General features: G+C 40.2%; 11 protein-coding genes. 1 reads left to right on the forward strand and 10 read right to left on the reverse strand.

What is annotated here, in order from left to right; genetic code table 11:
• Window positions 1-2: 2 nt before the first annotated feature.
• From J5F42_RS00080 to rplU, 5 genes are all read right to left on the reverse strand, one after another.
• Window positions 3-860 (reverse strand): ABC transporter permease, encoded by an 858-nt coding sequence (locus tag J5F42_RS00080; protein ID WP_000443383.1) that lies wholly within the window; start codon window positions 858-860, stop codon window positions 3-5.
• Window positions 860-1,864 (reverse strand): ABC transporter permease, encoded by a 1,005-nt coding sequence (locus tag J5F42_RS00085; protein WP_000947978.1) that lies wholly within the window; start codon window positions 1,862-1,864, stop codon window positions 860-862. The genes J5F42_RS00080 and J5F42_RS00085 overlap by 1 nt, the downstream gene beginning before the upstream one ends.
• A 10-nt stretch (window positions 1,865-1,874) precedes the next feature.
• Window positions 1,875-3,524, reverse strand: coding sequence for an ABC transporter substrate-binding protein (locus tag J5F42_RS00090; protein WP_283491348.1), 1,650 nt, complete (start codon window positions 3,522-3,524; stop codon window positions 1,875-1,877).
• Window positions 3,525-3,640: 116 nt separating this feature from the next.
• Window positions 3,641-3,907 (reverse strand): 50S ribosomal protein L27, encoded by a 267-nt coding sequence (gene rpmA, locus J5F42_RS00095; RefSeq protein ID WP_000940618.1) that lies wholly within the window; start codon window positions 3,905-3,907, stop codon window positions 3,641-3,643.
• Window positions 3,908-3,920: 13 nt separating this feature from the next.
• On the reverse strand, window positions 3,921-4,235 hold the full coding sequence (rplU, locus tag J5F42_RS00100; protein WP_000119313.1) for a 50S ribosomal protein L21: 315 nt from the start codon (window positions 4,233-4,235) through the stop codon (window positions 3,921-3,923).
• Window positions 4,236-4,467: 232 nt separating this feature from the next.
• Between rplU and flgL the strand changes: the two genes are divergently transcribed.
• The gene (flgL, locus tag J5F42_RS00105; RefSeq protein WP_283491349.1) at window positions 4,468-6,954 is read left to right on the forward strand and encodes a flagellar hook-associated protein FlgL; all 2,487 of its coding nucleotides are present in this window, start codon (window positions 4,468-4,470) and stop codon (window positions 6,952-6,954) included.
• An 83-nt stretch (window positions 6,955-7,037) separates the two neighbouring features.
• Here flgL and J5F42_RS00110 read toward each other — a convergent pair whose 3' ends face one another.
• The 5 genes from J5F42_RS00110 to lysA all read right to left on the reverse strand — a co-directional run bounded on the left by J5F42_RS00110 (window position 7,038) and on the right by lysA (window position 12,329).
• Window positions 7,038-8,057, reverse strand: a complete 1,020-nt coding sequence (locus tag J5F42_RS00110; RefSeq protein ID WP_001215709.1) for an aliphatic amidase — start codon at window positions 8,055-8,057, stop codon at window positions 7,038-7,040.
• A gap of 194 nt (window positions 8,058-8,251) precedes the next feature.
• On the reverse strand, window positions 8,252-9,931 hold the full coding sequence (locus tag J5F42_RS00115) for a bifunctional chorismate-binding protein/class IV aminotransferase (RefSeq protein WP_283491350.1): 1,680 nt from the start codon (window positions 9,929-9,931) through the stop codon (window positions 8,252-8,254).
• Complete coding sequence (locus J5F42_RS00120) at window positions 9,932-10,804, reverse strand: DUF2156 domain-containing protein (protein WP_000461883.1); 873 nt, start codon at window positions 10,802-10,804, stop codon at window positions 9,932-9,934.
• 12 nt (window positions 10,805-10,816) lie between these two features.
• On the reverse strand, window positions 10,817-11,107 hold the full coding sequence (locus tag J5F42_RS00125; RefSeq protein ID WP_001171371.1) for a chorismate mutase: 291 nt from the start codon (window positions 11,105-11,107) through the stop codon (window positions 10,817-10,819).
• A 4-nt stretch (window positions 11,108-11,111) separates the two neighbouring features.
• Entirely contained in the window at window positions 11,112-12,329 is a 1,218-nt protein-coding gene (lysA, locus tag J5F42_RS00130) for a diaminopimelate decarboxylase (protein WP_283491351.1), read from the reverse strand.
• Between the last annotated feature and the right edge of the window lie 15 nt (window positions 12,330-12,344).

Here is a 12,344-nt window from a genome sequence, read left to right on the forward strand (position 1 = left end):
TTTTAAGAGGCGCGTTTAGGATCTAAAGCGTCCATGATGCCATCGCCTACCAGATTAAAACTCATGACCGTTAAAAAAATCATCACCCCAGGGAAAACAAGCATCCAAGGAGCGGTAGCGATGTATTGCATGGAGTTCATCAGCATCGCTCCCCATTCGGGTTTAGGAGGTTGGGCCCCAAGACCTAAGAAGCTCAGTGCGGCCGCTTCCAAAACCGTGGAAGCAAAACCCATTGTCGTTTGCACGATCAAAGGGATAATGCAATTAGGGAAGATCACCTTACACATCAAACGAAGATGCGAAGAACCATTGATTTTAGAAGCGATCACATATTCTTTTTCTTTTTCGCCTAGCACAGAACTGCGCACCAATCGTGCAAACCCAGGAATCCCCACAAACCCAATAGCGAGCATGGCGTTAGTGAGTGAAGGCCCTAACACCGCGACCACAATCACGATCAATAAAATAGAGGGCAAAGCGAACATGATGTCCATGATACGCATGATAATTGCATCTGTTTTCCCTCCAAAATACCCCGCTATTAGCCCTAGTATCGTGCCAAAAAAGACCGCAATCCCCATAGAAACAATCCCTATGGTTAAAGAAATCCTAGCCCCATAGATCAAGCGGCTCAAAATATCGCGCCCCAAATCATCGGTGCCTAAAAGGTATTTAGCGTTCCCTCCATGCTCCCATATAGGCTTTAAAAGGCGATCTTGAGCGTTTTGCACATAAGGATCATGCGGGGCTAAAAGGGGCGCAAAAACAGCGCAAACCACCAACAAAAGCACAATCCATGCCCCAACGACCGCCGCCTTATTTTTTTTGAATTGTTGGATAAATTCTCTAAAAGACTCCATTATGACAACCTTATTCTAGGATCAATAAAAGCGTATAAAATATCCACTAAGAGATTAGCCCCAATATACATCATGGCAATAATCAAAGACATGGACTGGATAATGGGGAAATCGCGCTGGTTGAGCGCATTAACAATCCACTTACCAATCCCAGGCCATGAGAAAACCGTTTCAGTTATCATGCTCCCCCCTAAAAGCCCAGCCAGCATCAAGCCTGCGATAGTCGTTACAGGGATTAAAGCGTTACGCAAAGTGTGCACAAAAATCACCCTAAAGGAGCTACACCCCTTAGCTTTAGCGGTGCGCACATAATCTTCTTTAGACACTTCTGCCATGCTCGCGCGAGTCATTCTGGCAATAACAGCGGTAGAAACCGTGGCTAACACAATGCTAGGCAAAATCAAGTGCTTGATCGTATCCACAAACGCCCCATAATCCCTTGCGATCAGGCTGTCTATCAAATAAAGACCTGTGGGGCCATCTAAATAATACACATCGCTCAAACGCCCAAAAACAGGCAACCACCCCAATTGCACGCTAAAGATATAAATCAGCATAAGCCCTAGCCAAAACACCGGCATAGAAATCCCAGCTAAAGCGAAAGTCATGCTGGAATAATCAAACACGCTATAGCGCTTGATCGCAGCTAACACGCCAACGCTAATACCCAAAACAAGAGCCATAAACAAAGCGATCAAAGCCAATTCCACCGTAGCCGGGAAGCGTTGCCAAAACTCATGCATCACAGGCTCACCAGTCATGATAGAAGCGCCAAAATTGCCATGCAACACGTTATTGATAAAGAAAAAATACTGCTCTATCAAGGGCTTATTCAATCCAAATTGCTCTCTTAAAGCGTCAATAGCGGCTTGATTGGCCTTTTCGCCTAAAATCACTAACGCCGGATCTCCTGGCACTAAATGCACCATCATAAACACAATGATACTCACTCCAAACAGCGTGGGGATCGCCCACAAAATACGCTTAATGATAAAACTCAGCATACAACCCCTTTCATTTTTCTAAATACACCTTAAAGAAGCGATTCACGCTCACTCCGGTCGTTTTATAGCCTTTGACTTTAGACAAATGCGGCACCACTGAATAAGGATAAGCTAAAGGCACATAGGGCGCATCTTTATGGATAATTTCTTGTGCCTTTAAATAAAGGGCTTCCCTCTCCTTTTGATCCGAAACCCGTTTAGCCTTTATGAGCAGATCGGAAAAGGCGTCGCTCTTATAAAAGGAACCATTTTGAGTGGGTATAGCTGAGGCGGCTTGCTTGCTCCATAAGGTGTATAAGAAATTATCCGGATCCGCAATGTCTGCCATCCAGCCTGCAAACGCCATTTCATGTTCGCCTAATCCCGTTCTTTTCAAATAAGCCCCCCACTCATACACTTCAATTTTCACATCAATTCCAATTTTAGCCAGGCTCGCTTGTATGAACACCGCTCCTTTTGGGTTACGAGTGGAAGTGGTAAAAATGGTGGTTTTAAAGCCGTTAGGATACCCCGCTTGTTTCAGTAACTCTTTAGCCTTTTTCAAATCGTATTCATAGGGTTTGATGTTGTAGTTATAGCCCCATATAGTGGGCGGGAAAGGATTGACCATTTTTTGGGCAAAGCCTTCATAAATCACCTTAATGTAATCATCAACATTAATCGCATGGTTGATAGCTAAACGCACCAAAGGGTTGTTAAAATACTTTTTTTGCGTGTTCAATGAAAGCCAATTGGCAATCAACCCAGGGCTTCTATCCACCACGATATTAGGAAGTTTTTCTAATTGCTCCACTTCATTGAGGTTAGGCCCAGTCATTAGCATGATTTCGCCGGTGCGCAACGCTAAGGCACGAGTGGAAGAATTAGGAATGGTGCGCACCACCACCTTATCCAAATACGCTTTAGGCCCCCAATAATCCTGGTTTTTGACCAGAATGATTTTCTCATCTTTATTCCACAAAAAGAATTTGAAAGGCCCCGTCCCAACAGGTTTTTTAGCCAACTCGTCTTTTTTATTATTTTGAGCCAAGTAATCAGCGTAATCCTTACTCAAAATGCTCAAAAAGTCCATGCCCAAATTCGCTAAGAAAGGGGCTTCTGGCCCATTAAGCGTGAATTTAATCGTGTAATCATCTAAAGCTTCAATGCTCTTGATAATATGAGACATGCCCATGCCTTCCCAATACTTATAGCTTTTAGCCCCCGGGCTATAGTATCGTTTAGCCTTATCCATTTGGCGCTCAAACGAAAACAGCACGTCTTTAGCGCTAAACTCCACTTTTTTATTCCAATACTTCGTCTGGTGGAAATAAACCCCTTTGCGTAAATGAAAGGTATATACAAGACCATCTGGGGATATGTCCCAGCTTGTCGCTAAGGCGGGTTCAATTTCTGTGGTGCCGTATTTGAATTGCACGAGTGTGTCATAAATATTGCCTGTTGCCACATAGCTTTCGCCATCAGTCACTAAGGCCGGATCCATGCTCGAGCCATCAGCACCTCTTGCAAAAACCAAAACGCCTCCAAAACGCTTTTGCTCTTCAACAGAAATATTTTCTTTAGATGGATTAAGAGTAGCGTTTGGGCTTTCTGAAGCTTTCAAAAAAGACCCAAACAATAAAAGAAAAAAAAACAAACCCTTAACAAAAACATTATTCATAAGCCAATCTCCACAACAAATTCTATAAAGGATAGAGATCTAAATTATAAATATTTTATTGCGTTTATAGGCGTTTAACGAACACCTAAAGGTTTAATTGACCTTTAAAGGTTACCCTACTCCCCAAAATTTTGACTAACCACAGAAACTTTTTTGCGGTTTCTGTCTTTATGCTCAAACTTCACAACGCCATCTATGAGCGCGTATAAGGTATGGTCTTTCCCCATGCCTACATTATTACCGGGGTGCATTTTAGTGCCTCTTTGGCGCACGATAATATTCCCTGCTCTCACAAATTCTGAGCCAAATTTTTTCACGCCTAAGCGTCTTCCTGCAGAATCTCTGTTATTCTGCGTGCTCCCTTGACCTTTCTTGTGTGCCATTGTTTAATACTCCTTATGCTACAATTTTAGTGATTCTCACACGAGTGAAATCTCTTCTAAAACCACGCTTGGTTTTGCTGTCTTTTCGGCGGCGTTTTTTGAAAGTGATGACTTTTTTGCCGCGCCCTTCATTGATCACTTCCGCTTCAATTTTAGCCCCATTCACAAAGGGTTTCCCACAAGAGAGTTTGCCCTCTTTGGATACGGCTAACACTTCCACTAATTCCACTAAAGCCTTAGGCTCTTTATTTATTTTATCTAGTAAAACAATATCGCCTTCAACGACTTTATATTGCTTACCGCCATGCTTGAATATTGCGTATGACATTTCTATTCCTTAAAAATTGAACGCTCTTTTTAAAATAAACGCTTATTATAGTGAGTATTTGCTAAAATTTAACTTTAAATTTAGATTAAATTCACATTAAAAGAATTTTTTTACTCAAAAACACCCCATTTAACCCGCCATTATTACCCCGCATTGCCCCACTCACAATTGTTATTAACTTGTTTTGGAATACTTTTAGCTTGTTTGTTAAAAAACCAATAAGGATTTGATCATGCGCGTTACCTTTGGCTCAAAATACAACCAAATGAATAACTATCAAAACGCTTTACAAAATAAAATCAACGACGCTAACACGCAGATCGCTTCAGGGCTAAAAATCCGTTATGGTTATCAAAACAGCGACATTAACAACCAGAATTTAAAATTCCAATACGAAGAAAACACCTTGGATCAAGGCATTGATGTGGCTCAAAACGCTTACACTTCAACGCTCAATACCGACAAAGCCTTGCAAGAATTTTCTAAAACGATGGAGGCGTTTAAAACCAAACTCATCCAATCCGCTAACGATGTGCATTCAGAAACTTCTCGCGCCGCTATCGCTAACGATTTAGAACGCTTAAAAGAGCATATGATAAATGTTGCTAACACTTCTATAGGGGGGGAATTTTTATTTGGGGGCAGTAAGGTGGATAGACCTCCCATTGATAGCGAGGGGAAATACCATGGCAATGGCGAAGATTTAAACGCGCTTATTAGCTCTGATAACCTTGTGCCTTATAATATCAGCGGGCAAGATTTGTTTTTAGGCGCGGATAAAGACAAACACAAACTCATCACCACCAACATTAAATTACTCAATCAAAACAAGCTCCACCCTGATGTGATGGACGCTTTAGAGCATTCTTCATTACCTGAAGAAGTTTTCATTAAACCTAGCGATACCTTGCGAGAACTCATCGGCGATAACGATAAAGACCCCACTAATGACCCTAAAGAGTTTTTTTATTTGCAGGGCGTTAGGCCTGATGGCTCTAGTTTTAAAGAAAAATTCGCGCTCTCTAAAGCCTATCAAAATCAAGAAAGCGCGACTAAAGTGAGCGATTTATTGGATAAAATCGCTCACGCTTACGGGAACACTTCACAAAATAAAGTCGTGGATGTGAGTTTGAACAATTGGGGGCAAATTGAGATCAAAAACCTAACCCCCGGCAGTGAAAATTTGGATTTTCATTTGATTTCTAGCGATGGGGATTTTGACGATTTAGACGCCTTACGATCTAGCGGTAAAAGGGTTACTGAATACGTCAAAAGCGCGTTTGTAACGGATAGGAGTTTGAGCCAAGTTAAAGCGGTGCCTAACATGTATAATCCCAAGGTGCTTGAAATCCCTAGCGTGTTTATCACTAAAGATAATGTTTTAGCCAACAAAAACACCAAATTGAGCGAGATTTTTGGCGATAAGGTGGAAACTTTAAAAATCAACGCCAGCCGCTTGGACGAAACAAGCGCTATTAAAATCCCAAACCTCCCTATTAATTTGGATATTCCCATTCTTTTAGACGTGAAAAACTCTACGATTAAAGATTTGAAAGACGCGATTAAAGATCGTTTTAATAATGAAGTGGATGTGGAAATTGCAACGAACGGGCGTTTGAGGATCATTGACAATTCTTCTAAAGAATCGCCTATTTCTTTGGCTTTAAGCACTTTAGATGATAAAGGGCTAGAAGTGGCCGGCATTCCTACCAATAATGCGAGCGAATACCAAAAAACCTACTTCAATAAAGAAGGGGCAAAATTAGAAAGCAATGTCGCTCAAACCGCTCAAAATGGCGCGGCTAATGGCTCTACTAAACTGAGTGAAGCCGCTAAGGGGAGTTTAGAAAATAGCGTTTTTAACATGAAATTAAACGATGTGAATGGCTTATTTTTGGAAGCACAAATAAACTTGGATAATAATGGGGCTTTTTTGAGTTTGCCTAATGGCGTTAAAATCCCGCTTTATGACCCCACAAGCGCTGATATTCAAGCGTCTAAACCCAATGAAGTCACTTACAGGCAGCTCATGGATGCGATGAGCATCGCGCTCAATTACAGCAACACTGACCCTGCAATCTACCAACAAATCAGCGATAACCCTACTTCAAAAGAAAGCAAGGAGCGCTTTATTGGATTGTTAAAACAAGCTAAAGACAACCTTTCTGTCAATTTGAATGAAGAGGGAAAAGTCATTATCCAAGACAACATGCATTCAAACACCAAAATGCAGTTCATGCTTTTTGATAAAGACGCGAATGATTTTTCTCAAAACGCCTTACACAGCGACAAACCAAGCCTTAAATTAAACGCTAATAACGCTCTAATTATTGACAAGCCAAGCGTGAATTTTTTTGATCAATTAGAAAATACCATCACCTCTGTAAGAAAGGGGATTTATCGCCCGGACGCTTTAGGGGATACTTATTCTAGCGACATGCGTAATTTAGGCATTCAAAACGGCATCACCCTTATAGATCACTTGAGCGATCACATAGAAAAAATGATCGCTAAAAACGGCGCTCATGGCAAAGCGTTTGAAAACATTATCAGGCGTAATGAAGTTTTAAAAACGCAAGTTCAAAGCATTCGTGGGGAAACGACCGGCACGGATATGGCAGAAACTTATAACAAATTTTCCAATCTCACTAACAACTATAATGCCGTTTTGGCTTCCACGAACAAAATCAATAATCTGTCTTTAACGAAGTATTTATAGTCTTTTGGTGGTTTTTAAGCGTTCTAAAAAGAGGTATTAAAATGCCTTTTAAGCTTCTATGAAGCCCCCCCTCCCCTTATCCTTTATTTCGTGGGCAAATCGCCTACAGGACAAGCGGCCACACCCACGCTTGGGCGAGTGAATTTTTCTACATTTTCTTGAGCTTTTTTGGGGTCATTAACCCAAGTTTTATAGAACTCAAAAGGGCATTCCGCCACACCCTTATCCCCATCGCCACTAGCAAAAACCCCACTATAACCTCTGTGTAAGAGTTTGAAGAGTTGGTTTTGGCTTTGGTCGTATTTCCTCGCATCACGGATTTGTTGCACGGAAAGTTGAGCGTATTGAAGACCATTTTCTTCTTCCCCGCATTCGCCCAAAGTATGCCCATCAAAACCAATAATGCTAGAATGCCCAAAATAGGAATACACCCCATCAAAACCGGTCGCATTCGCTACCGCTACATAACATTGATTAGCCCACGCCATGGCTTTCACTATCGCAATTTGTTGCTCCTTAGCCGGATACATGTAACCTTGACAGCGCACAATGAGTTCTGCCCCACGCATCGCGCAATCGCGCCAAATTTCAGGGTAGTTCCCATCATCGCAGATGATCAAAGAAACTTTCAAGCCCTTAGGCCCATCAACCACATAGGTTTTATCCCCAGGATACCAGCATTCAATAGGGCACCAAGGCAAGATTTTGCGGTATTTTTGCACGATCTCACCCTTATCGTTGACAAGAATCAAAGTGTTATAAGGATTCTTTTTGGCTTGCTCGTGTTTTTCCCCAGTCAAAGAGAACACTCCCCAAACCTTGTTTTTCTTACAAGCCTCAGCAAAGATCGCAGTTTCTTCTCCAGGAACGCTTGCGGCTGTGTCAAACATTTCTTGTCTGTCATACATGATCCCATGCGTGCTGTATTCGGGGAAGATAATCAGATCCAATCCGGGCAAACCTTGTTTGACCCCACCGATCACCTTAGCGATATTGCGACAATTTTCCAACACTTGTTCTTTAGTGTGGAGTCTAGGCATCTTATAATTAACTACCGCTACACCCACAGTATCGGGGCTGCTACTAATATCTCCATGTCTCATATTATGTTCCTTGTTTTTTGATGAGAGTTCCTACAAACCCTCTACTTGGATTTATAAAATAATTGTGTAAATGGATCTATAATGAATATAAAAACTTTAATCATTATGATTATTGTGGGTGAGTTTTAACTTTTTTGCTCCATTTGGTAACCTATTTCTAGAAAAATGAGTTTTTAGCCACTCTGTTTTTATGGTTATTTTATTCCCACCTCCACTAAGCCATGTAGTGCGTTAATGCAATAGATTTTAGCCGCTTTTTGCAAATCGTGTAATTTTAAAGGGGCATGCTCAACAAGACCCTTTTTTAACAATCCCACAACACCCGTCCCGTTTAACGCGCCCGCGCTGAAATAAGGGGTTAAAAGCCTGTTGTGGATTTCTAAAATAAGATTGCTCCTAGCGCCCTCAGTGAGTTCTAGATCCTTGTTATAAAAGATTTCATCAAACATAACGCCTTTTTTAATGAGCGCTCGAGCCTTTTGATAAAAAGGGGCGTAAGTGGTCTTGTGGTATAAAAAATCGTTGTGTTTGTCAATGGGGGCTTCACTCAAACGGATTTCTAGGCTTTTTAAAGGCTCTAAGGTTTTGTATTCTTTAATGAGCTTGCCCTTTTTGTTGAGTAAAACCCTTAAAACCCCTTCTTTTTCCAATTCAAAGTCTAAAAGATTGTCATCGTATTTAAAGTTAAAGTATTGGGCGCTACTAATAAGGCGTTCTTTATGGGCGTTTTTATTATTGATCTCTAATTTTTGATCCTTTTTGATAATTTTCATCGTCTCTACAATCTCAAATTCTATTTTGGGCATCACAAAAAAGGATTTTAAAAAGCTCTCTTCATATTCCTTTGAAGCTTTACTTTTATAAGTTACCCCACTCCCTACCCCCAAATGCAAAAAATCTTCATGCGTTCTTTTTTCTAAAGTGCGGATAGGCACGCTAAAAAGGGCTTTTTTTTCTTCAACCATGCCTATCGCCCCGCAATACACCCCCCTAGGGCGTTTTTCTAATTCTTCAATGATTTGCATGGTTTTTATTTTAGGGCATCCGGTCACAGAGCCGCAAGGGAACAACGCCTTAAAAATCTCAAACAAGCTTGTTTTTAGGGGCAATTGAGCTTCAATCTCGCTTATCATTTGATACACGCTCGGCAAGCTAATGATTTCAAACAATTGATTGACTTTCACGCTATTTTTTAAGGCTAAACGGCTCAAATCGTTACGCAATAAATCCACAATCATCACATTTTCGCTTCTGTTTTTGTCATCATTTTGCAAAAACAATCGGTTTTTTTCATCTATCAAGGGGTTGTTTGAGCGAGCGATCGTGCCTTTCATGGGTTTTGTAATAATCTTAATCGCTGTGTCCAAAAACTCTAATTCAAAAAACAATTCCGGCGAAAAGCTTAAAACGCTCCCAAACTCATTTTCTATAAAAGCCTTAAAAGGCGTGTTTTGGTTGTGTATCACTTCCTTAAAAACGCGCTTCAGTTTGGCTTTAGTGTCTAAAAATAAATCCATCGTGAGATTCACTTGATAGGTATCGCCGTTTTTGAGGTATTCTTTAACGGCTTTAAACTGCTTGAAATAAGTTTTTTGATCTAAAGAGCTGTGGATTTTAGGGTAAAACGCATGCTCTTTTAAAGGCTCTAAAGAATATTTTTTTCTTTCTAAGAATTGTTCAAAATACAAAAAAGGGGTTTGACTTTGAAAATTTTCATCTAAAAACGCTAATCGCGCTTCGTATAAAAGATACCCCACAAAATACCCATTCCCCCTATTTTGAGAGATGAAATCCAAGGCGTTTTTAAGCTCATTAAGATTAGTGGCTGTGAGTTTTTTAACGCTTTTTTGATATTTAAAATCCCCAAAAATCATTTAATTTTTAGCAACCGCTTCGTATTTGTCTATCAAAAACACCGGGTTATAGCTCATTTTAGACCTTCTCAAACCCTCTAATCCTAGATCTTCTTCTCTGTTAGCGTAAGTTAGATGGCTAAATTCATTCAAAAGCAATTGTTGGTTGATGATCTGATACGCGCCTGCAATATCTGCGCGGGCTTTTTCAATGTGAATGAGCGCGCTCTCTTCGTTTAAAACTTCTCCAAAACTAAACGAGACTATTTCTCCATTAACCCTAACAAGCCCCCCTTTCACATCCAAGCTTTCATAATTTTCTAACACGCTTTGAATGCCCTTATTTTCATTGATTAGCCCTATATCATCGGTTTGGCTTTCTAAAAACCACTCTTGAAAGGCTTCTAAAACTTCCTTTTTATTTTGAGGAGAAATTTTTTCATAAACAAAATTCGCATAATTGGTTAAAAACTGGTTTAAGTGGTTTTTTTTCTTATGGTATTTTTTCCCTTTGAGCGCGATCAATTCTTCAACAGAATAAACATAATCGCTCCTGTCTCGGTTGTAAGTGAAATCAAACACCCCTACAAAATTGTCTTTCAAATCGTCTTTTTGCTCTAAAGTCAGGGAGTGGAATCTTAAATTTTTTTCTAATTTCAAAAGCTCTTCCACACATTCAAACGCATTCTTACCGATAGGATAGAAATAAAAGGGTTTTTGATTTTCATAAGTGGTTTGAATCACCAAGCAATCCCTAATCACAGCCACTTGAATAAGCCTTGCGTGCTGCCATAAAAAACAATTGGTAAAACTCACATCTGATAACACGATTTTTTGAGCGCTTAAAAACCTTGAAAACAAGTCCTTATGCGCTAGGGTAATTTTTTCAAACATAACAACTCTCTTTTATTTTTTTAACTCTTTTAGGGCGTTTTCTTGAAATTTTCTAGAAATCTTAAAAACCTCTGCATAAAAACCCGCAAGGATTTCTCCATTCAAATGCTTGAAACCCCTTTGGCTGAGTCGTTTTAAAATCTCTTGTTCTCTTTTAGGGCAATAAATGGGGTTTTCTTGTTTAATAAGAGCGATTTTTAAAGCGATTTCTAAGCGTTTGTCTAAAAGATCGCTCAATTCATTATCCAACGCATCAATTTCAGCCCTTAAATTTTCTAAAAGACTATCCAAATTCTTTTGCATCTAATCAAACCCCCTTTAAGCCTTCTTCTTCTAACCGCCATAAATCTTCTAAAGCCTCTCTTTTTCTAATCACTCTGATTTTGTGATCTTCTAGGGCTAATTCTAAGAGTTTGGGGCGCGAATTGTATTGACTGGCCATGCTAGAGCCATAAGCCCCAACCTTTTCTATGGCTAATTTATCGCCTGGCTCTAATTCTGGCAAATTGGCGTCTTTTAAAAAAGTGTCGCTGCTCTCGCACACAGGCCCTACCACATCGCAAGGCGAAATCTCACGCCCCCTACAAGGCGTTATGACCCTTATGGCATGCTTAGCATGATACAAACTGGGGCGTAAAAAATCATTCATGCCCGCATCCACGATTACAAAGCGCTTGTTTTGAGCCTTTTTTTCATACAAAACCTGCATGATCAATTCCCCACTCTCAGCCACGATGGATCGGCCCGGCTCACAAATAATGGTCAAATCCAAGCCTTGAAGCGCGTTTAAAATCCCTTGCGCGTAATCATAAAGCTTGATAGTCTCTTCATTTTCATAGCTCACGCCAATGCCTCCACCCACATCAAAAAAACGCAAATCAATCCCTAAAGCTATCAAAGATTTAGCGATTTTAGCCACCTTTTGACTCGCTTCTATAATCGGATCTAAATCTAAGAGCTGCGATCCGATATGAAAATGCACGCTAACAGGCTCTAAAAACGCGCTTTTTTTAGCCCAAAGAAACATTTCTAAAGCTTCTTTTTCTCCCACGCCGAACTTATTTTCTTTCAAACCGGTAGAAATATAGGGGTGCGTTTTAGCATCAATGTTAGGGTTGATTCGAATGGAAATCCTAGCCTTTATCCCTAAAGATTGAGCGGTTGTTTCAATCGTTTTTAATTCCATAAAACTTTCCACATTCAAAAATAAAATGTTGAGTTTTAGGGCTTGCTCTATTTCAAATGCGCTCTTACCCACCCCACTAAACACGATCCTATAAGGCTTGATCCCGGCTTTTAAAGCCCTATATATCTCGCCTATGGAAACGCAATCCGCCCCGCTCCCTAAATGCGCCAATAAAGAGAGGATACTCAAATTAGAATTCGCCTTTAAAGCGTAGCAAATCAAAGATTTACGCCCCTTAAACGCTTCTTTATAATTCAAAAAAGCCTGTTTGATCTTGTCAAAATCATAGAGGTAAAAAGGGGTTTTATAAGTTTGAAACAGCTCTTCATAATTAAACATGGAAAAACCTAACCA

The organism is Helicobacter pylori, assembly GCF_030062585.1.
Classification (GTDB): domain Bacteria; phylum Campylobacterota; class Campylobacteria; order Campylobacterales; family Helicobacteraceae; genus Helicobacter; species Helicobacter pylori_CN.

What these genes read in the sequence shown, in the direction of transcription:
- J5F42_RS00080 (WP_000443383.1), bottom strand. Translation starts at nt 860, where the DNA reads ATGGAGTCTTTTAGAGAATTTATCCAACAATTCAAAAAAAATAAGGCG.
- J5F42_RS00085 (WP_000947978.1), bottom strand. Translation starts at nt 1,864, where the DNA reads ATGCTGAGTTTTATCATTAAGCGTATTTTGTGGGCGATCCCCACGCTG.
- J5F42_RS00090 (WP_283491348.1), bottom strand. Translation starts at nt 3,524, where the DNA reads ATGAATAATGTTTTTGTTAAGGGTTTGTTTTTTTTTCTTTTATTGTTT.
- rpmA (WP_000940618.1), bottom strand. Translation starts at nt 3,907, where the DNA reads ATGGCACACAAGAAAGGTCAAGGGAGCACGCAGAATAACAGAGATTCT.
- rplU (WP_000119313.1), bottom strand. Translation starts at nt 4,235, where the DNA reads ATGTCATACGCAATATTCAAGCATGGCGGTAAGCAATATAAAGTCGTT.
- flgL (WP_283491349.1), top strand. Translation starts at nt 4,468, where the DNA reads ATGCGCGTTACCTTTGGCTCAAAATACAACCAAATGAATAACTATCAA.
- J5F42_RS00110 (WP_001215709.1), bottom strand. Translation starts at nt 8,057, where the DNA reads ATGAGACATGGAGATATTAGTAGCAGCCCCGATACTGTGGGTGTAGCG.
- J5F42_RS00115 (WP_283491350.1), bottom strand. Translation starts at nt 9,931, where the DNA reads ATGATTTTTGGGGATTTTAAATATCAAAAAAGCGTTAAAAAACTCACA.
- J5F42_RS00120 (WP_000461883.1), bottom strand. Translation starts at nt 10,804, where the DNA reads ATGTTTGAAAAAATTACCCTAGCGCATAAGGACTTGTTTTCAAGGTTT.
- J5F42_RS00125 (WP_001171371.1), bottom strand. Translation starts at nt 11,107, where the DNA reads ATGCAAAAGAATTTGGATAGTCTTTTAGAAAATTTAAGGGCTGAAATT.
- lysA (WP_283491351.1), bottom strand. Translation starts at nt 12,329, where the DNA reads ATGTTTAATTATGAAGAGCTGTTTCAAACTTATAAAACCCCTTTTTAC.